Annotated in this window: 17 protein-coding genes and 1 pseudogene; 5 read left to right on the top strand and 13 right to left on the bottom strand. The window is 68.6% G+C overall.

Going from position 1 to position 19614, the window contains the following annotated elements; genetic code table 11:
• Positions 1-16: 16 nt before the first annotated feature.
• Positions 17-1315, bottom strand: a complete 1299-nt coding sequence (locus ACYVIO_RS38475; RefSeq protein ID WP_460655939.1) for a lysine N(6)-hydroxylase/L-ornithine N(5)-oxygenase family protein — start codon at positions 1313-1315, stop codon at positions 17-19.
• 370 nt (positions 1316-1685) lie between these two features.
• Here ACYVIO_RS38475 and ACYVIO_RS38470 point away from each other — a divergent pair, with 370 nt between their 5' ends.
• Both ACYVIO_RS38470 and ACYVIO_RS38465 read left to right on the top strand, forming a co-directional pair.
• Entirely contained in the window at positions 1686-2921 is a 1236-nt protein-coding gene (locus tag ACYVIO_RS38470) for a sensor histidine kinase (RefSeq protein ID WP_460655938.1), read from the top strand.
• Positions 2906-3550, top strand: coding sequence for a response regulator transcription factor (locus ACYVIO_RS38465; RefSeq protein WP_460655937.1), 645 nt, complete (start codon positions 2906-2908; stop codon positions 3548-3550). Before ACYVIO_RS38470 ends, ACYVIO_RS38465 begins: the two co-directional genes overlap by 16 nt.
• On the opposite strand, the gene ACYVIO_RS38460 is transcribed toward ACYVIO_RS38465, so the two are convergent.
• Together ACYVIO_RS38460 and ACYVIO_RS38455 are read right to left on the bottom strand one after the other, a co-directional pair.
• Complete coding sequence (locus ACYVIO_RS38460; RefSeq protein WP_460655936.1) at positions 3540-4898, bottom strand: hypothetical protein; 1359 nt, start codon at positions 4896-4898, stop codon at positions 3540-3542. The two genes, ACYVIO_RS38465 and ACYVIO_RS38460, sit on opposite strands and share 11 nt — an antisense overlap.
• 106 nt (positions 4899-5004) lie before the next feature.
• Positions 5005-5967, bottom strand: coding sequence for a GNAT family N-acetyltransferase (locus ACYVIO_RS38455; protein ID WP_460655935.1), 963 nt, complete (start codon positions 5965-5967; stop codon positions 5005-5007).
• An 80-nt stretch (positions 5968-6047) separates the two neighbouring features.
• Here ACYVIO_RS38455 and ACYVIO_RS38450 point away from each other — a divergent pair.
• Positions 6048-6661, top strand: a pseudogene (locus ACYVIO_RS38450) (AMIN-like domain-containing (lipo)protein).
• Positions 6662-6665: 4 nt separating this feature from the next.
• Here the strand turns inward: ACYVIO_RS38450 and ACYVIO_RS38445 are convergent.
• Complete coding sequence (locus ACYVIO_RS38445; RefSeq protein WP_460655934.1) at positions 6666-7538, bottom strand: alpha/beta fold hydrolase; 873 nt, start codon at positions 7536-7538, stop codon at positions 6666-6668.
• Between the two features lie 83 nt (positions 7539-7621).
• Here ACYVIO_RS38445 and ACYVIO_RS38440 point away from each other — a divergent pair, with 83 nt between their 5' ends.
• Positions 7622-8104: a CGNR zinc finger domain-containing protein gene (locus ACYVIO_RS38440; RefSeq protein WP_460655933.1), complete on the top strand. Its 483-nt coding sequence runs from the start codon at positions 7622-7624 to the stop codon at positions 8102-8104.
• A gap of 3 nt (positions 8105-8107) precedes the next feature.
• Here the strand turns inward: ACYVIO_RS38440 and ACYVIO_RS38435 are convergent, their stop codons facing one another.
• Positions 8108-10318, bottom strand: a complete 2211-nt coding sequence (locus tag ACYVIO_RS38435) for a penicillin acylase family protein (RefSeq protein WP_460655932.1) — start codon at positions 10316-10318, stop codon at positions 8108-8110.
• A 138-nt stretch (positions 10319-10456) separates the two neighbouring features.
• Between ACYVIO_RS38435 and ACYVIO_RS38430 the strand changes: the two genes are divergently transcribed.
• Positions 10457-11395 carry a GNAT family N-acetyltransferase gene (locus tag ACYVIO_RS38430; RefSeq protein WP_460655931.1) on the top strand — a complete coding sequence of 313 codons (939 nt, stop codon included), beginning with the start codon at positions 10457-10459 and terminating at the stop codon, positions 11393-11395.
• A 156-nt stretch (positions 11396-11551) separates the two neighbouring features.
• On the opposite strand, the gene ACYVIO_RS38425 is transcribed toward ACYVIO_RS38430, so the two are convergent.
• From ACYVIO_RS38425 to ACYVIO_RS38390, 8 genes are all read right to left on the bottom strand, one after another.
• On the bottom strand, positions 11552-12877 hold the full coding sequence (locus ACYVIO_RS38425; RefSeq protein WP_460655930.1) for a metallopeptidase TldD-related protein: 1326 nt from the start codon (positions 12875-12877) through the stop codon (positions 11552-11554).
• Positions 12874-14325, bottom strand: coding sequence for a TldD/PmbA family protein (locus ACYVIO_RS38420; RefSeq protein ID WP_460655929.1), 1452 nt, complete (start codon positions 14323-14325; stop codon positions 12874-12876). The genes ACYVIO_RS38425 and ACYVIO_RS38420 overlap by 4 nt, the downstream gene beginning before the upstream one ends.
• Positions 14326-14428: 103 nt before the next feature.
• A complete protein-coding gene (locus tag ACYVIO_RS38415) occupies positions 14429-14647 on the bottom strand; it encodes a hypothetical protein (protein WP_460655928.1) in 219 nt (72 codons plus the stop codon).
• Positions 14644-15438, bottom strand: a complete 795-nt coding sequence (locus tag ACYVIO_RS38410; RefSeq protein WP_460655927.1) for a COG4280 domain-containing protein — start codon at positions 15436-15438, stop codon at positions 14644-14646. The genes ACYVIO_RS38415 and ACYVIO_RS38410 overlap by 4 nt, the downstream gene beginning before the upstream one ends.
• A gap of 176 nt (positions 15439-15614) precedes the next feature.
• Positions 15615-16424: an ABC transporter ATP-binding protein gene (locus tag ACYVIO_RS38405; protein ID WP_460655926.1), complete on the bottom strand. Its 810-nt coding sequence runs from the start codon at positions 16422-16424 to the stop codon at positions 15615-15617.
• A 9-nt stretch (positions 16425-16433) separates the two neighbouring features.
• Positions 16434-17462 (bottom strand): FecCD family ABC transporter permease, encoded by a 1029-nt coding sequence (locus tag ACYVIO_RS38400; RefSeq protein ID WP_460655925.1) that lies wholly within the window; start codon positions 17460-17462, stop codon positions 16434-16436.
• A complete protein-coding gene (locus tag ACYVIO_RS38395; RefSeq protein ID WP_460655924.1) occupies positions 17459-18511 on the bottom strand; it encodes a FecCD family ABC transporter permease in 1053 nt (350 codons plus the stop codon). The genes ACYVIO_RS38400 and ACYVIO_RS38395 overlap by 4 nt, the downstream gene beginning before the upstream one ends.
• Position 18512: 1 nt before the next feature.
• On the bottom strand, positions 18513-19541 hold the full coding sequence (locus ACYVIO_RS38390) for an ABC transporter substrate-binding protein (protein WP_460655923.1): 1029 nt from the start codon (positions 19539-19541) through the stop codon (positions 18513-18515).
• Between the last annotated feature and the right edge of the window lie 73 nt (positions 19542-19614).

Here is a 19614-nt window from a genome sequence, read left to right as displayed (position 1 = left end):
GTGCGAGCTGGGAGGGTCAGACCGAGGCGGGGACTCTGCGCGTGAGCGACTCGAGAATCTCCCCGGCCCGTACGGCGGTCGTCGACAGCAGCGACGAGCTGAGCCCGTGGCTGTGCTCGGTGCCGCCGCCCTGCAGGTAGATCCCGGCGCGGACCTGTTCCGTCGTGACCACCCGGTGGTCGCGGCCGATCCGGACGCGGCCGGACGGGTCGCGGCGGCAGTGCTCGGCCAGCGGGCCGAGCAGCGTCGCCGGGTCGGCCGGACGGTAGCCGGTGCAGTAGACGACGACGTCGGCGTCCAGGCGCGTCTTCTCGCCGGTGCTGAGCGACTCGATCGTGACGGTCGCGCGGTCGTCGGCCTCGGTCAGGTCGGCGACGCGGGAGACGTTGAAGAACCGCAGCCGCTGCCGGTTCAGGACCTGCTCGCGGTAGAGCTTGGCGTACAGGTCGTTGATCAGCTCGGAGTCGACGACGGAGTAGTTGGTGTTGCTGTGGTAGCCGAGCACCATCTCCCGGACGTCCTCCGGCGCGGAGTAGAACTCGTCCACCGCGTTCGGGTCGAAGACCCGGTTCGCGAACGGGCTGTCGTCGGCCGGGCTGTACCCGTACCGCGAGAACACCGCGCAGACCTCGGACTCCGGGAAGCTTTCGTGCAGGAAGGCGGTCACCTCGGCAGCGCTCTGGCCGGCGCCGACGACCACGAAGCGTCGCGGCCGGCGGCCGTCGAGCTCCCCGACGCGGTTGAGCAGATCGCGGTTGTGCCAGACGTGGTCGGACAGACTGATGCCGTCCGGCAGGTACGGGCTGAGCCCGACGCCGAGGATGACGTTCCGGGTCCGGTGCACCTCGGAGACCGAGCCGTCGGCCGACGCGGAGGTGACGTCGAAGGCCTCGACCACGCCGTCCAGCTCGACCGGCTGGACGCCGACCACGTCACGGTCGTACCGGACGACGTCGGCGACCTTCCCGGCCGCCCACTCCAGGTAGTCGTGGAACTCGACGCGCAGCGGGAACAGCGTCTTGTGGTTGATGAAGTCGACCAGCCGGCCCTTGCTGTGCAGGTAGGTCAGGAAGGTGAAGTCGCTGGCCGGATTGCGCAGCGTCACCAGGTCCTTGAGGAACGAGACCTGCATGGTCGCGTCCTCGATCAGCATCCCGCGGTGCCACCCGAACCCACGCTGGCGCTCCAGGAAGACCCGGCGCGGCGCCGCCCCCAGCTCCTGGGCCGCGATGGCCAACGCGAGGTTGGAAGGGCCGAAGCCCACCCCGAGAAGGTCGAACGTGTCGTCTCCCAGCTCCGTATCCAACCCGACCATGCCGGCCTCTCCCTCGAACGTTCGTCTCAACCACGGAATGTCACGGCGACGCCGATGTGGCGCCCTCGGTCGAGGGCAGCCAACATCGGCGTTGTGTTAGGCGAGGCTAACCTAAACCATTCGCCACGAACAGGGCCTGGCCAGGACCCGCCGGACGGCTGCGTCGCGGGCCGAATCGTGTTACCAGCAGGGGTTCTGCCGTCCGCGAGGTCTCCGCCCGGGCCGGGATCTGTGGTCCATGCCACTCCACGATGTGAGATAACCGACTCCGGCTGGGGCTGGCCCCACGAGTCGGTGGGGCTAGACACACTTCTGGTCTGAACCGCTCTGTTCCGGGCGTTGCACGGTGCACGGTGGGAGCATGGAAACGATGATGCGTTGGGTGGCCGGTGTCGGCGTCGGGTTCTGGCGGGCGTGCGCGGTGACGGCGGTGACGATGCTCGTGCCGGCACTGTGGGCGGTCGCCGTGGTCGTGGCCGTGCTGTGGTCGGAGAATCCCTGGACCTGGATCCCGCTGTTCGTGGTGCCGGCCGTCGGCACCCTCGGGTTGTCACGGCCGGTCTCGCGCTGGGTCCGCTCACTGGTCGAGCGGTGGAGCGGCACGGTGATCACGCCCGGATACCGGGAGCCACCGCCGGTGACGCAGCTGTCCACCGGCTTCTGGTGGAACGGGTACACCTACGCGAAGACCGCCAAGCAGGCGCGCGAGGAGCAGGAGTGGCGGCACAAGCTCCGCGACCCCGCGACGTGGCGCGACCTGCGGTTCGCGGAGATCGTTGCCCTGACGGCGGGCGTCGCCGCGATGGTTCCGCTGGTGGGGATCGCCCTTGCCGCGTTGGGGTTTGCGACTTCGTCGTACGTCGTAGGAGTCGCTGGTCTGCTGGTCGGGATCGGTAGTTCGCCGTACGGGTGGAGGCTGCTCGAGCCGGTCGCCGTACGGTTTCTGCGTCCGCCGGCGGTGACCTCGCTGGCGGATCGCGTGTCCGAACTGACCGCGCAGCGGGCGGACACGACGATCGCGCAGGCCGCGGAGATCCGGCGGATCGAGCGCGACCTGCACGACGGAGCCCAGGCCCGGTTGGTTGCCCTCGGCCTCTCCCTGGCGACCGCCGAGAAGCTGATGGACACCGATCCCCTGCAGGCCAAGGCTTTGCTGCAGGAGGCCCGGGCCGGTGCCGCGACCTCGCTGACCGAGTTGCGGGAGCTTGTCCAAGGCATCAATCCGCCCGTGCTGAACGAACGCGGCCTCGTCGACGCGGTCCGCGCCTTCGCGATGGACAGCCCGCTCGAGATCACCGTCGACGCCGAACCGCTGACGGTCGAACCGCCGATCGAGTCCGCGGTCTACTTCGCGATCGTCGAGCTGGTCACCAACGCGATCCGGCACTCTTCGGCGGCGAACGCTTCGATTTCACTCGGGGTGGTCGATGGTGCTTTGAGCATCGTTGTCGAGGACAACGGTCGCGGCGGTGCCGCCGTACGGCGTGGTGGTGGGCTCGAAGGACTGCAGCGCCGGCTCGCCGCCTTCGACGGCACGCTCACGATGACCAGCCCGGCCGGCGGACCGACCCGTGTGAAGATGACGGTGCCATGCGAATCCTCGTAGCCGAAGACCTGTACCTGCTGCGCGACGGCCTCGTCCGCCTGGTCGAGGCGTACGGTCATCAGGTCGTCGCCACCGCGTCCACCGGACCTGAGACCCTCGAAGCGCTGCTCACACTGCGGCCGGACGTCGCCGTGATCGACGTACGGATGCCGCCGACCCAGTCGGACGAAGGCTTGCGCGCCGCGCTTGCCGCCCGGCGCGAGATCCCTGGGCTGCCGGTCCTCATCCTGTCCCAGCACGTCGAGCAGCTGTACGCCCGCGAACTCCTTGCCGACGGCACCGGTGGCATCGGCTACCTGCTCAAGGAGAGCGTCTTCGAGGCCGACCAGTTCATCGACGCACTCGAACGCGTAGCAGCCGGCGGTACGGCGATGGACCCGGCCGTGATCGCCAAGCTGCTGACGAGCGGTTCGGCGACCCGGTTGCTGGACCGGATCACCGAACGCGAGCACGACGTCCTAGCCCTGATGGCCGAAGGACTGTCCAACCAGGCGATCGCCGGCCGGCTCTTCCTCAGCGAGAGTGCGATCAGCAAGCACACCACGTCCCTGTTCACCAAGCTCGGCCTCGTCGACGACGACACCACCAACCGCCGCGTCCTCGCCGTACTGGCTTATCTCAGCGAGTAACCTGCGCCCAGGTGGTGGTCAGGCGAGAGATCAACGCCGGGCCTACCGCGGGCGGTACCGGATCGACGCCGCTGTACTTGCGCTTGACGATGCTGCCGAGCGGCGTCAGCCGGCTCTCATCCGCGCCGTAGCTCGCGTACAGACGGATGGTGATGGTCGCGGGGAGCTGGGCCATCGCCCGCAGGGCCGCGGTGAGATCCGGGTCGGAGATGTCCGGGAGGATGATCAGGTTCGCGGCCTCGGGGCCGATCTGGACGCGGACCAGGCCGGCCAGATCGGCGAGCGCCGCGTGGATCCGGAACTCGCGGTCCTGGTCGTAGGCGGAGGTCCGGAAAACCGGCTCCCGCGTACGGCCGACATACGGAGACGCCTTTCTGATCAGCTGGATCGGCAGGTACGAGTCCCAGAGCCTGCGCAGCGTCGTCACCGTCGCGACGTACCCAGCGCGATCCTTGACCGTGACCGACGCCGGGTCCGGCTCGCCCTCGTCGTCGCGGACGTCGAGGCTGGCGACGCCGGGGAACTTCGCCAGTTCCGCCGTGAGTGCACGGACCTGCGGGGTGAAGGCTTTGGCGAACACCGTGTGCGGCGCCCGGACCAACCCCCAGCCGAGCTCCACTTTCCCGAAGACCTCGGCCTTCGGGGGCGCGGCCAGCAGGGTCGCGAGCGGGAGGTCCGACGCGGCGAAGTAGATCCCGGCCCGCTGCTCGGGGCACTCGATCCAGCCGGTGAGCCCGGCGTACCGCGCCTGCAGATCGGCGAACTCCTGCGTGGCCCGACGATCGAGCCGGAAGCCGAGCTTCAGGCTGTCGGTCCACTCGACGACGACCCGCCGGTCCGAGGACTCCACGCGATGCGTCCGCCGACCGTCCTCGCTCGCCACCGCGCCGTCGACCCCGAGGGCCACCGCGGCCACCACCTTGGCCGGCGCAGTGATCACCAGCCCAGAGGTCCCGTACGCCGATGCCGTCGCGCGGCCGTCTTCCCGCAGCCACAACGCCCGCGCCAGATCGGCGTCGTTCTTCGTTGACGTAGATGGGTAGAACCGCCCGCGGAAGCCGTCGAGCTCCACCTCGATGCTGCTGTAGTAACCGTCGTCGTGCGAGCGGAACTCTCGCTTCACCTTGTCCGCCAGCGCCTTCACGTCGCCCTGCGGCAACCGCTTCACCAAGGTCAGCAGGATCCGCTCGTCCTCGCCGTCCTGCACCAGCTCAGCCCGCTCGACCCCGTCCAGCCCCGACAACCACTGCAGCCGCTCCTGCGCAGGATCCTTCTCGCTGCAGCCCGCGACCAGACCGAGCGCGACGCCCGCCGCCACATTCCCCAACCCCCGCCGACTGATCCGCATCCCGCGATTGTTCCGCAGACGACGGGTCAGTCCGAACTCAGTCGACGGGTCAGTCCGGAGTCAGACGACGGGTCAGTCCGGAGTCAGACGACGGGTCAGTCCGGAGTCAGTCGACCGGGAGCACGCGGCGCCAGCCGTCGTAGGTGAGGCTCGGGGTCATGCCGACCGACAGGTACAGCTCGAGCGCCCGCGTCGGGTTGTTGGTGTCGACGAGCACGATCGTGCCGTCCCGCCCGGCGGCCGCGTCCAGCGCGAACGCGTCGTACAGCAGGAACTTGGCCAGGCCGCGGCCGCGGTACTCCTCGAGCACGCCGAGTCCGGCGATGTGGCCGCAGTTGGCGGTCTCGAGCGACATGTCGCAGGAGTCCCTGAACGCGACCGCCTGTCCGTCGATCTCCAGCACGCACAACTGCGACCAGTCGAACAGCGAACTGCTCTCCCGGAACGCGAGCCAGTCCTCGTGCGGACGCGGGACGAACCCGAACTGACCACGGAACGACTCGATGATCACGTCGTGCGCCCGCCGCTGCCTCTCTTCGTCGTACACACCTCGGCGCACCACGACCCCCGGCGGCGGCACCGCGGCGGCGACCGGACCGGTGTGGTCGATCCGCATCCGCCGGTACGTCGTACCGGAAACGAAGTCGTGCCCGGACAGCAACTCCCGCAGCCCCTCGTCGGCACGGTAGGCGAAGACGTCCACGGTGATCTCCGCGTGTCCGCCCTCGCGCCCCATCTCCCGGGCGCGCCCCATCGTCTGCTCGTACAGCCACGAAGCCACTGCCGGATCCTGCGAGATCATGTCGACCTCGATCACCCCGCCCGCCCCCTTGCCGAACGCGTACCCGTACCCCACCGGCAGACCGTCCGCCGCGAGCACCAACCACCCGTCGTTCCCCGCATCGAACCCAGGCTCGACGATCCGGTCGGCGATGTCGTCCACCGTGCAGTCGGCAAACCCGACCACCGCCGTGTTGTAGGCCGAAATCAGTTCAAAGATCCCCTCGGCATCGGTCGACGCAGGAGCCCTGACAGTAACCCCACCAGGCAGTACAGCACCGCTACTCATGCCTCACAGTGGTCCCCCGCGCCCGGATAGTCCAGGGCAGGACACCCTGCAACTTCCGGGTCTGGCCACGCATCTAACAGGTGTCTCTAAGGGGGGACCACTTGAAGTCCAATCGCACCAAACACACCATCCGAAGACCGATCCGAACGGCGTTCGCCGTCCTGGCGATCGCTGCCGTGCCGACGGGCGCGGTCGCTGTGCCGGCCGTCGCCGGCACCACGACCAGCGCTACCACCACGTGCCCCACCCATTGGGGTTCCTTGCCGAAGGCAAACACATTCGTCACCACCGGGACGCTCGAGACGGTTCGGACCGGACGGCACGCCTGTTTCGACCGCGTCGTGTTCGACGTCGCGGGGCCGACACCCGGCTACGGCGCGCGGTATGTGTCGGACGTCTTCCGGCCGGGGCCGGGCATTTGCTCCCGTTGCGCGGTGGCGCGAAGCTGGAGATCGTGCTCGGCGTCCGCGCGTTCGACGACGCCGGACACTGGGCCTACCAGCCTCCGAACGGTGACGAACTGACGAACGTGACCGGCTACCGGACCTTCCGGCAGGTCGCGTACGCCGGGGAGAACGAGGGCGCCGCGTGGGTCGGGCTCGGACTCCGCGCTCGTCTCCCGTTCCGCATCTACTCCCTACCGGGCCCCGGCGCCGGTAGCCGCGTCGTGGTCGACGTCGCCCACACCTGGTGAGCTGTTATTTCGAGCTGAGGTAGCGGTCCAGGAACTTGGTGATCAAGTCGCTGGCCTCCTCGAGGTGGCTCTCGAGGAGGAAGTGGCCGCCGTCGAGCAGGTGGATCTCGGCGTCCTGTACGTCGGTCGCGAACGCTTCCGCGCCGGCTGCGGCGAAGATCGGATCGTTCTTGCCCCAGACCGCGAGGACCGGGGTCTGCGTGGCCCTCAGGAACTCGTGGAGCTTCGGGTACAGCGGCGGGTTGGTCGCGTAGTCGCGGAACAGCTTCAGCTGGACCAGGTCGTTGCCCGGTCGCGACATCTTCTGCAGGTCGTGGTGCCAGGTGTCGGGGCTGACCACGGTCTCGTCGGCCACGCCGGCGACGTACTGCCACTTGATGCCGTCAAGGCTCAGTGCCCAGCGGATCGCTGTCTCGGTCTTCTCGTTCTGCTCCTTCTGGTAGTCCCACACGACCTGCCAGAAGCCCTCGATGAAGCCGGCGTCGTACCCGTTGCCGTTCTGCGTCACGATCGCGGTGACCGGCGCGGAGTCCTTCAGCGCGAGCCGCCAACCGATCGGGGCGCCGTAGTCCTGCACGTAGATCGCGTACTTGTCCACGCCGATCGCCTGCAGCAGACCGTCGGTCAGCTCGGCCAGCGCGTCGAAGGTGTAGTCGAACTCCTCCACCGACGGCGAGTCCGACAGCCCGAAGCCGAGCAGGTCCGGCGCGATCACCCGGAACTGACCGGCCAGCCGCGGGATCAGGTCGCGGAACATGTACGAGCTGGTCGGGAACCCGTGCAGCAGCACGATCGCGGGCGCGTCCTGCGGCCCGGCCTCGCGGTAGAAGAGCCGCCGGCCGTCGACCTCGAGGTACCGGTGGTGCACGATCGTCATCACTAACTCCCTTGATTGGCTTTGATGGTTAGATGAAAGCAGCAGTTCATGTAACCTGTCAACGTGACGAAGGGAGTTAGAAGATGACGACGGACGAGCAGCTGCTGCTGAACCTGCTGAACAGCACGCCCCTGATCGCGGGCGTCGAGCAGGATCTGCTGACGGAGACCGAGGCTTGGGCCGAAACCGCGAGCCGAGACGGCCGACAGGTCCTCGTGGCGGTCCGATCCGCGCTGCAGGACGTCGTACGAGGCGACGAGCCGCCGAGCGCCCTGACTCCATTCCTGCGCGACGTCCGTCAGGTCCCGACGATCACCGCCGACGGCGTCACCTGGACCCTCGAAGCACCAGCAGCACGCCGTACGGCGATCCGCGCGATCCTCGCCTGGAACGAGCTGAAGGCGACCAGACCTGGCCGCCTCCGCCCGTGCGAGAACCCCGAGTGCCAGCTGTTCCTGCTCGACCGCAGCAAGGCGAACACCGCCCGCTGGTGCTCAATGGCCTCCTGCGGCAACCGCATGAAGGCCCGCCGCCACTACCAGGCGAAAACCCGCGGCACGGCCTGACAGCTAGGGGCGATAACTGCTTTCAACGTGGCCCCTGAGGTCGTCGGGGTAGAAGTAGACGCGGCGGAGATTGCCGCCGGCGTAGCGCTTGACCTGATCGTCGAAGTGTTCCGAGTCGGGGTCGCCGCTGACGCCGCCGGCGGTCACTGCCCAGGCGCGCAACTTGGGGCCGAACTCGACGACCGCGACGAAGCTGTTGCCGCTCGTACCGTAGTAGCGCTTCGTTCCTGGGTAGCGCTTGGCGCCGAACGAGGCGAGCGAGCCCCACTGGGCCGAGGTGAACGGCACCGGGAAGCTCGGCTTCGCGTCGTCGAAGGTCTGGACGATCGCGCCGTCGTTGCGCTGGAAGCGGTTGATCTGACCCCACGGAACCTGCCAACTGCCGAAGTCCTGGGTGAGGCGCAGCTGGGCTTCTTCGAGCGCGGTTAGGCGTTGCGGGTCAGTGGCCCGCTCGGCGAGGTAGTCCCACATCGACATCCCGGCGTCCTTGGCCGCCTGGGCCAGCGGTGCCCACAGGGCTTCACCCCAGAACACGGCCAGGGACGTCGCGGTCGAGTCGGCACTCCACCGATAGTTCCAGCGGCGGAGCAGCCGGATGGGACCGGCGAGTTGCGTCTTCTGTGCCTGGCGATCGGGCAGTTTGTCCCACGCTGCGACCAGGCCCGGGATGAGACGCGCGAAAGCGGTGAGGTACGGGTCGAACGCGGCGTCGATCAGCTTCTGCGGGGTGAAATGCCGTTCCGCGCTCAGCACACGGATCGCCTGCGGGCCGCGCGGGTTCTCGCCGGCTTGGTCGAAGTACTTCGGGAAGTCGGCGGCCTTCGGACTGTCGGCGCCGGCCGCCGTCCACGGCCAGTTGTTGGAGTTGAAGGCCCAGCCGTTCTTCGGGTTCACCACCTGCGGCAGGCTGCGCAGGCTGTGCTCGCCCTGCCAGTCGGTCGCCGGATCGCTGCCGTCGACCGGCTTGCGGTAGTCGAAGCGGTCGTTGCGCACCGGCATGAACTGCGGCATCAGGAACGCGGTGTTCCCCCGAGAGTCGGCGAACAACGTGTTGTTCGAGCTGTTCGCCTTGAAACCGGCGACGTCGATGAACTCCCGATAGTTGCGGGCCTTGGTGCGCAGGAAGCTCTGCTGCAACGCTTCGACCGGCCGGTTCATCAGCGCGAACGCGATCCACCGGCCGTCTGCCTCGCGCACGATCGGGCCGTGGTGCGTGGCGTACGTCGTGAAGGCGCGCTGTGCCGTACGGCCGTCGGGCGTGCGGTACGACAGGGTGATCCGCTTGGTCGTCACCGGGCGCAGCGCACCGCCGTACCGGTACGAATGGTTGCCGTCGGCCCCGGTCTCGACCGTCTCCGCGAACTCGTCGACGTTGTCGACGCCGCTGGAGGTGTGCATCCAGCCGGCGTTCGCGTTGAAGCCCTGGTAGATGAAGAACTGCCCCCACGTCGCCGCGCCGTACGCGTTGAGTCCTTCGCCGCTAGTCACGTGCTGCTCGGCGCGGAAGAAGAAGCTCGTGTGCGGGTTGATCAGCAGCAGCGCCCGGCCGTCGCGCGTGTGACTCGGCGCGATCGCCATCCCGTTCGACCCCTTGGGCTCCTTGAACAGCAGCCCACGCTCGTCGTCGGTCATCGGGACGTCACTCTTGCTGTAGAACGCCTCGAGCTGGCTGAGCGGCACCCGCTCGATGTCACCACCGATGCTGCCTTCGGAGAAGCTCAGCGCCATCCACGGCTCGAACCGCGTGATCACCCGCGGATGGACGTCGGGGTGAGTCGCGAGGAAGTAGTTCAGGCCGTCGGCCCAGGCGCGCATCAAGGTCCGCAACCAGGCCGGGCTCCTCGCGTAGTCGCGCTTCAGTACCTCGTGGTCGACGAACAGCCGCTGCCGCAGGTCCTGCCAGATCGCGCTCTCCCCCTGCGCCTCGGCAAGCCGGCCGAGGCTGATCAGGTAGTTGTTCTCGATCCGGTTGAAGTCGTCCTCCGCCTGGGCGTACATCATTCCGAACACCGCGTCCGCGTCAGTTGTCCCGACGACGTGCCCGACACCCCAGTCGTCCCGCGTGATCCGGATCCGGCGCGCTTGGTCCTGCCAGCGCGATCCTTCGGTTCCTGCGTACGCCGTACCGGCCGGCAGCCCGAGCGCCACGGCCCCGACGGCCGCACCGCCCAGCACCCGACGCCGACTGACTCCGTCGTTCTGTACGTCGTCCACGCGTCACTCCGTCACTCTCGGGACCAGGACCGCAGCCACGCTAGATCCGGACGGTGACGAAGACAACACCTGACGTATACAACATTCACGGGGCTTATCCGGACGTGGTGCGTCCTGGTTCGGGCCTAGGCTTTCGGGATGGATCAGGAGTTCAGCGGGGAGATCGTGGAGTGGCGTGGGCCGGCGCCGTACTACTTCGTTCCTGTGCCTGAGCGGGAGAGCGACGCCTTACGGGCGGCGGGCTCGGTGGCTGGGTACAACAGTTGGGGCATGTTGCCGGTCCGGGCTCAGCTCGGGAGTGCCGAGTGGAAGACGTCGTTGTGGTCGAAGGACGGGGGCTACTGGCTTCCGCTGAAGGACGCGGTGCGGAAGCCCGCGGGGTTGGATGCTGGGGATGCGGTGGAGGTTCGGCTGACCTTCGATCCGCCGCCGTCCAAGCAGGAGCCTCGGGCCAAGCGGGTTCCGGTCCCCCGGCCGACTGGCTCACGGGAGCCGGTGACCGACGAGCAGCTCACGATCGTGCCGGCCAACCAGGCGACCTCGGACGACCTCGAGGCAGTCTTCGGTACGGGCGACCCGGGGCGGTGTTCGTGTCAGCGGTTTCGCATGCTGCCGAAGGAGAGTTGGGCCTCCGAAGGTCCTGAAGAGCTCGCCGCCCGGCTGCGCGATCAGACGGCCTGCGGCAATCCTCAGGCCGCAACGACCAGCGGTCTGATTGCCTACCTGGACAGTGAGCCCGTCGGCTGGTGCGCTGTCGCCCCGCGAGCCGATCACCCGAGACTGCTCCGCGACTACCGCGTCCCCTGGCTCGGTCGCACCGAGGACAAGACCGACCCCACCGTCTGGGCCGTGACCTGCTTCGTCACCCGCGCCGGCTACCGCCGCCGCGGAATCGGCGGCGCGCTGGCCCGCGCCACCGTCGACTTCGCCCGCACCCGCGGCGCCCGCGCGGTCGAGGGCTACCCCGACCTCGTCGACGGCGGCTCGGTCGGCACGCTCGCGATGTTCACCGCGGCGGGGTACGCCGTGGTCAACCGCCCGGGCCCCCGCCGAGCCGTCGTACGCATCGATTTCTGACGGCTAGTTCGGCCCGGTCAACACCGCTGGGCGGCGCGGTGATCGTGGAGGCGTTCACGATCAGCCTCGCCATCGGCGCTGAGTCCCAGGTGGAACAGCAGCGCCCCGCGGTGTGTGTGGTTGTGGCGCGGGGCGCTGCTGGTCTGGCGACGCCGGTCAGGCGAGGACGAAGGGACCGGCGTCGATCAGGAGGGACGGGACAACGATGCTGTCCATGAAGGTCTGGTCGCAGATCTCACGGTCGGTGCCGATGGCAAGGACTGCGTTCAGGACCTCGTCCATCCGGAACGTGAAGCGGAGCTGCGGGTGCCAGGCCACGACCTTGCCGTTCTCGGCCCAGTACGTCGCGTCGCGGGTGGTGCCGGTGACGAGGGTCTGCGTGGGATGCAGGACCCGGAGGTAGTCGAGCCGGTTGACGACCAGACCGCTGCCACACTCCTCGAGCAACTCGTCGTCGGTCGACTCCCCCGCGTCGAGCAGCAGGTGCGACGGCACGGGGTCACCGCCGAATCGCCAGCCGTCGGGGACGGCGTGCCCGGTCGGTACGCCGCCGGTCAGGTCCGCCCGCCGACGGTCGGAGACGACGCCGGTCAGCACGCCTCGATCGATCAGCGGCGTACGACGACGCACGTTGCCCTCGGCATCGAATCCGCTGAGCAGGCCGGCCGGATCGGTGGCGTCGTCGGTCAGCGTGAGCAGCTCGCTGACGACCTGCTCCCCCATCCGTCCGCTGACCGCCGAGCGGCCGGTCGCGTAGTGGTGCGCGCCGAGCGCCCAGAAGCCGTAGGTCGCGATCAGGCTGTTGACCGCCTGCGGCTTCAGGAGCACCCGGCAGGTCCCGCGGTAGGCCTCGCGGACGGGCAGCGGTGTCAGCGCTGAACGCAAGCGGCCGGCGATCTGGTCGACCTCGATCTGGTCGGCGTCGCGGTGCACGAGCTTCACGCTGGCGGACTGCTCGCCCTGCTTGGCGATTGCCTGGATCGAGGCCTTGGTCAACGTCTCGGACCGGAACAGCCCGGCCGAGTCGGCGACGACGCGCTCGTGCACGTCGTACCGGATGGCACCGCCGAGCTTCATCGAGCTGTCGAGCCCGTCCCGCACCTGGGTGAACCACCGGTGACGGACCGCAGGATCCGCGTCGACCACGGACTCGGCAGCCGGCGTGAGACTGCTCAAAGCCTCCGGCGCCGGCGAGTCCTGCTGCTCTTGCCGAGCGGCCGGAGGCAGCTCGGCAAGAGCAGCGTCCAGCCGGGCGGACAATCCCCGGACGGCGTCCGCATCGAGCGTCTCCAGCGTTCCGGCCGCAGCCCGGCCCGCGCGGTTCACGCGAACCCGGACCCGGAGCCGGCGTTCGCTGTGCTGGGCGGTGATCTCGGACTCGGCGTACCGCAGCAGGTCCGTGTTCTCGCCGAGGACGTCGAGCCGGGTGCCCTCGCCGAGGATGGTCAGGGCCTGCTCGATCTGGGTCTGTTCGATCGTCATCGTCCCACCTGCACGTTCTGGAAGCGGCCGGGAACCGTGCCGTGGCCGATGTGGGCCACCTGCAACGGTTCGCCCTTGTTGCAGGAAGGGACCCCGTGGATCTTCCACTCGTCCGGTCCGCCGAGCGCGTCGAGCCCACCCCAGAACCGCGGGGTGTCGCTCTGGTAGCTGCAGTTCTTCAGCAGGCGGCCGACCTTGCCGTCACGGATCTCCCAGCCGACCTCGGTGGTGAACCGGAAGGACATCCGCTGGTCGTCGATCGAGAACCCGCGATTGGTCTCCACGTAGATCCCGTGCTTCGTGCCGGCGATCATCTCCTCCAGCGAGGACTCCCCCGGCTCCAGGCAGATGTTGGTCATCCGGACCAGCGGCAACCGCTGCCACCCGTCCGCCCGGGACGCGCCGGTCGACTCGGCGTCCAGCGCGGCGGCCGATTCCCGGCCGGACATGTAGCCGAGGAAGATGCCGTCCTTGATCAGCTGCGTGCGCTGAGACTGCACCCCTTCGTCGTCGTACCCGAACGAGCCGAGGCCGCCGGGGATCGTCGCATCGGCGTACGCCGAGACGATCGGTGAGCCCCACTTGTAGTTGCCTCGACGCTCCGGTGTCGCATAGGTCCCGCCGGCCAGGCTGGCCTCGGTGCCGAGCGCCCGGTCGGCCTCCATCGGGTGACCGGCGCACTCGTGCAGGACCATCGCGAGCTGGTTGCCACCGGCAATCAGCGTGGTGATCTCGTCCGGGCACTGCGGCGCCGTCAGCAATGCGACCGCTTCGGACGCGACCCGCGCCGCGTTCTCGACCAGGCCGAGCGATTCGACGTGTTCCCAGCCGGCGGCGGCGAAGTCTCCGCGCTGACCGCGGATCTGGCGCGGCACACCCTGCGGGAACGAACGGCGCTGCAGGTCGTCACCGTTGCCGGCGTTGACCAGCAGCCCGCCGCCGCTCTCGGTCAGGGTCTGCTCGATCAGCGCGCCTTCGGTGTTCGCGAACACCTTGTGGTCGCGGTAGAAGTCCACGGAGGCTTCGATCTGCTGGACCAGCGGTCCGGCAGTCGTCGCCTCCTTCACCGTGGCCGACAGCAGGTCGAGCTTCGTCGACAGGGCGACCTCGAACGGGTCGATCTCCAGCGGCGACGACCAGGTCGCCCTGGTCGTCACCGGCTGACCGAGGGCGACGCGCCCGCCGCCCCCGGCCGCACGGGCCTGACCCACGGCCTGGGCGATCACGGCGTCCAGGCCGCGGGGGTCCAGCCGGTGCGTGGCCGCGAAACCCCAGTGGCCACCGACCACCACCCGGAGGCCGAGGCCGAGCGAGTCGTCGTACCCGACCTCACCCGGCCCCTCGAGCTCGACCAGGACCTGCTCGTGGGTGCGGTGCACGACCCGGACGTCGGCGTAACCGACATCTGCGGGGAGTAACGCGAGCAGGGCTTCGGCGATGTCGCGCATCAGGGAGACCTCCTTCGGACGAACGGACGGGGAATCAGGCGCCTCGCGCATCACTGTAGCTCTCACTACAGGATTGGTGCTAGATGTCGCGGACGCTACATCGCTACTTCTTGGTCGGCCTTACGTCGATGGCCAGGCTGATCGCGAACGCCGCGACGATCAGCGCGCCACCCAGCAGGGTCAGGCCGGTGTCGTTGAAGACCTTCGCCGTCATCGCGGCGTACAGCACGACCAGCGACGCGACCACGGCCACGGCGATCTTCCAGTCGTCGCCGATGATGAAGTCGTACCAGAACGCTCCGAACGCCTTCAGGAACTTCACTTGTCCACCTCCACAGGGGTTCCGGCCACGGCCGGGGTCTTCGCGGGAACACGCAGCACGGCGACGAAGATCCGGCTGAGCAGCAACCAGGCGGCCAGCAGGGCCAGGATCATCAGGTCGTGACCGGGCCAGTCGAGGCTGGCGCGGCCGTCCTGGAAGATGCCGATGCCCTCGACGGCCCAGTACGTCCCGAACGACGCAAGCAGCAGGCCGACGCCGTACTTGAGCAGGTTCTCGTTGATCATCGACAGCGGGCGGCGCAGCGCCACCGCGATCACCAGCACCACCGCGACCGCGGCGAGCGCGCCCGCACTGGCCCCGGGGATGTTCCCGGCATTGAGGCCGAAGGTGATCACGATGAACACCACCTCCATGCCCTCCAGGAAGACGCCCTTGAACGACACCATGAACGAGAACATGTCGATGCTGCCGGTGCTCTGGCCGGCGGCCTTGGCCGCCGCGACCTCTTCCTTGTAGATCGCCGCCTCGTCGTGCACGGCTTTCCGTCCCGACGACCGCAGGATCGCCTTTCTCAGCCACTGCAGCCCGAAGATCAGCAGCAGACCGCCGATCGCCAGCTGCAGTGCCGACTCGGGAAGCCAGTTGGCCAGCGCGTAGCCGGCGAACACCGTCACCACGGCCAGGGCGCCGAGCGCGGCGAGCGTGCCGAGCAACGACGACTTCCAGCTCCGGGTGTAGCCCATCGCCATCACGATCGTGGTGGCTTCCACCATCTCCACGAAACACGCGACGAACGTCGCGATGATCAGGCCCCACGTTGCCGCGTCCATCTCTCACTTCCCTCAGCTCGATGAAACATATGCTGCATCGAACGATAGTTACGCCGTTCTGTGAGTGTCAACGAGTTCTCCAAATAAGTTGCTAGAGGCAACTTTTGGGCAGGCCGAAGCGCCCGGCGGCCCCGAGTCCGCGGGATCCACCGGGCGCCTGGGCGCTCTGCGTACTGCTACCCGCAGGCCACCGCCAGCTGGGCCCGCAGGCCGGCCCGCAACGGGATGCACATGGGCTTGCCGCTGACCGGGTGCGGCACCACCTTGGACTCCACGCCGAACACGTCGCGGATGATGTCGCAGGTGAACACGTCCTCCGGAGCGCCTTCGGTGACCAGCGTCCCGGACTTCATCACGAACACGTGGTCGGCGTACTCGGCGGCCATGTTGAAGTCGTGCAGCACCATCGCGACCGTCTTGCCCTGCTCCTGGTTCAACCGGTGCAGCAGGTCGAGCACCTCGAGCTGGTAGGCGACATCCAGGTACGTCGTGGGCTCGTCGAGCAGGATCAGGTCGGTGCCCTGGGCCAGACAGAGCGCGATCCAGACTCGTTGCCGCTGGCCCCCAGAGAGCCGGTCGACGTGCTGGTGCCGTAGTTCCGCCGTACTGGTGACCTGCATGGCCCACTCGACGGCTTCCTTGTCGGCCTCGCTCGGGACCTTGAGCGAGGTCCGGTGCGGATGCCGCCCGAACCAGACCAGGTCCTCGACCGAGATCGACTCCGGCGCCACCAGGACCTGCGGCAGGATCGCCAGCAGCCTGGCCACTTCTTTGGTGGGAGTGTCCTGGATCGACTTGCCGTCCAGGATCACGCTGCCCTTGGCCGGTGGCAGCAGCCGGGCCAGAGCTCGCAGCGCGGTGCTCTTGCCCGAGCCGTTCGGCCCGATCAGCACGCTGACCTTGCCGTCCGGGATGGTCAGGGTCAGGTCCCTGGCGATGACCGTCTGGTCATAGGCCAGCTGGACCCCTTGTGCCTGCAGACGCATGGCGGTCTCCTACTTTCCGGTCTTCACGAGCAGGTAGAGGAAGTACGGTCCGCCGACGACGGCGGTGACGAGTCCGGCCGGAATTTCCAGTGGAGGCGCCAGACCGCGGCCGAGCATGTCGGCGATCAGCATCAGCAGTACGCCGAACACCGCGGCTGACGGGATCGAGGCGAGGTGCCGGCCGCCGAAGACCCGGCGCGCCATGTGCGGCGCGATCAGGCCGACGAAACCGATCGTTCCGGACACCGCGACCGCCGCGGAGGCGAGTGCGACGGCGAACAGCAGCAGGATCCGCCGGGTCCGTTCGACCGGCTCCCCCAGCCCGGCGGCCAGGTCGTCGCCGAGTCCGAGCACGTCGAGCTTGCGGGCCCAGATCATGATCAGCGGGACCAGGACCAGCACCCAGGGCAGGATCTCGAAGACCGAGCTCATCGACCGGCCGAACAAACTGCCGGTCAGCCAGATCAGCGCGGCGCTGACGTCCAGCGGGTTCTGCACCAGCAGGAACCGAATACCGGCTTCGAACGCCGCGCTGACCGCGATGCCGACCAGAGCGATCCGGACCGGCGTCGCGCCACGGCGGTAGGCCAGCAGGTACACCAGGGCGGCGGCCGCGAGACCGCCGACGAAGGCCGCCGGCACGATCGCGAACACCGGGAGCCCGGGCAGCGCGAGCAGGAGCAGCATGCCCGCGAAGCCGGCGCCCTTGGTCACGCCGACCACGTCCGGAGCCGCGAGCGGGTTGCGGATGACTCCCTGCATCACAGCGCCCGACACCGCGAGTGCGATGCCGACCAGCCAGGCGAGCAGAACTCGTGGCAACTGGAAGTCGACGACGATCTGCGCTGCCTGGTCCGTGGTGTGGCCGATCAGAGCGTTGGCGACGTCTCCCAGCGAGACCTCGGTCGCGCCGACGCTGAGGCTGTAGAGACTGAGCAGCAGCGCCGCGACCGCGAGCGATCCCATCAGGATCTTCGGGTGCCGCTGAGCCATCGTCGTACGGCGGACGTGCTGGGCGACGATCGTCGTGGTCGTCATGAGGTCACCTTCTGCCGACGGGCCAGGTACACGAAGATCGGTGCACCGATCAGGGCGGTCACCACACCCGCCGGGACTTCGAACGGAGGCTTGACGTAGCGCGACAGGACATCGGCGTACAGGACCAGTACGCCGCCACCGACCGCGCACAGCGGCAGCAGGACCGCGTAGTTCGAGCCGACCAGCCGCCGCATGATGTGCGGCACGATCAGGCCGATGAAGGCCACCGGACCGGCGACCGACACCGCCGCTCCGCAGAGCACGATGACGAGGGTCGATCCGATGATCCGGGTGCGCTCGATGTTCTGGCCCAGGCCGCGGGCCATGTCGTCGCCGAGCGCCAGCAGGTTCAGCGGCCGGGCCATCGAGAACGCGCCGGCCAGACCGATCGCCAGCCAGGGCAGCAGGTTGCGAACGTCCTGCCAGGCGGCGAAGTTGACGCCGCCGACCAGCCAGAACAGCACGCTGTCGGTGGAGTTCTCGTCGAAGATGATCAGCACCTGCGTCAGCGAGATCAGCAGGCTGCTCGCGGTGACCCCGGCCAGCGCGAGCCGGATCGGACTGACCCGGCCCCGGCCCGAGCCGGCCAGCAGCATCACCGACACACCGGCCGCGGCGGCACCCCCGAACGCCAGCAGGATCGTCGGCGCACCGGACAGCGACGGCACGATCGTGATCGCCAGTACGACGACCAGCACCGCCCCAGCGTTGACGCCCATGATCTCGGGCGCCGCCAGCGGGTTCGCCGCGACGGCCTGCATCAGGGCTCCGGCCACCGCCAGGGCGGCGCCGACGCAGAGCGCCAGCACCACCCGTGGCAGCCGGATCGACTGGATGATCAGCTCGTCCGGTTCGTTCGCCCGGAAGATCGCGCCGGGCAACCGAGCCAGCGAGATGTGCTGGCTGCCGATCGACAGGGCCCAGGCGACACCGATGATCACGATCACCAGCAGGGCCAGGCTCACCCAGGTGACCCGCTGCTTGCTGGTGACGATCTTCGGCCGCTTGTGCCCTGACTCCTGGGCGGGTCGGGCCATGAGGACTGTCATGTCACTTCCCGTAGAGGAGCTTGACGGCTTCCTTGGCGACGACCTCGGAGGCGATCAGGCCGCGGGAGCGGGACCACTCGTTCGGATCGACGTCGAAGGTCGCGTTGTTCTTCACCGCCGGGAGGTCCTTCCACAGCGGGCTCTTGGTCCACTGGTCCCGCAGCGTCGGGCCGTCGTTCGGCGCGATGAACATGACGTCGGGTTTGTTGACGACCAGCGTTTCCAGGGTGAGCGACACCGACGCATCGCCGGAGCTGTCCGGCAGCGAGGACGGGATCCCGACGGCCGACAGGACGCCGGGCGTGTAGGCCTTCGGCGGGAAGCCGGTGAAGCCCTTCTCCGAGGCCCGGACGAACAGCGCCTTGCGTGCCTCGCCGACCGTGGCCTGCGCCTTCAGGCCGGCCATCGTCTTGTCGTGCTCCTCGAGCCGGGACTTCATCTCGTCGCACTTGTTCACCGCGATCGCGGTCGACATCTCGCTGTCCAGCACCTGCTGGTAGTTGCCGTTCAGGCTCGGGAAGGCGATCGTCGGCGCGATCTTCGACAGCTGGGCGTAGATCGCCTTGTGCCGGCCCGAGTCGGCCACGATCAGGTCGGGCTTCAGCGCGGTGATCACCTGGATGTTCGGGGTGGCCCGCAGACCGACCGACTTGTACGTGCCGACCTGGTCGCGCAGCGCGGCGATGATCCGTTCCGGCTGGTCGTCGTCGGCCACACCGACCGGCGACATGCCGACCGCGACCAGCGCGTCGACGAAGGAGTACTCCAGCGTCACGACCTTGGTCGGCGTACCGGTGATCGTGGTGGTGCCGAGGTCGTGCTTGACCGTACGGGTGTCTTTGCCGCACTGGTCCTGATTGACGTCCGAGCTGACGCCCTTGGCCGCCGCGGCGCGGTCGGCGTTGGGCGCGGCACCGGTCGCCGGGGAGGAGCCGGCACCGCCGCAGCCGGACAGGGCGACCGCGGCGGCGGTCAGGGTGAGGGCGGCAGCGACAAGACGGCGACGGCCCTGAGATGCGAGGTGGGACATGGCAGGTGCTCCTGGTCTAGGCAGAGCAGTGCAGGGGTGAGGTGCGCTCGCTCCCGGCAGGGACAACTCCGGA

It is taken from the genome of Kribbella endophytica, assembly GCF_054781295.1.
The sequence above is the reverse complement of the archived record's forward strand: the minus strand, read 5'-3'. Positions and strand labels throughout refer to the sequence as shown.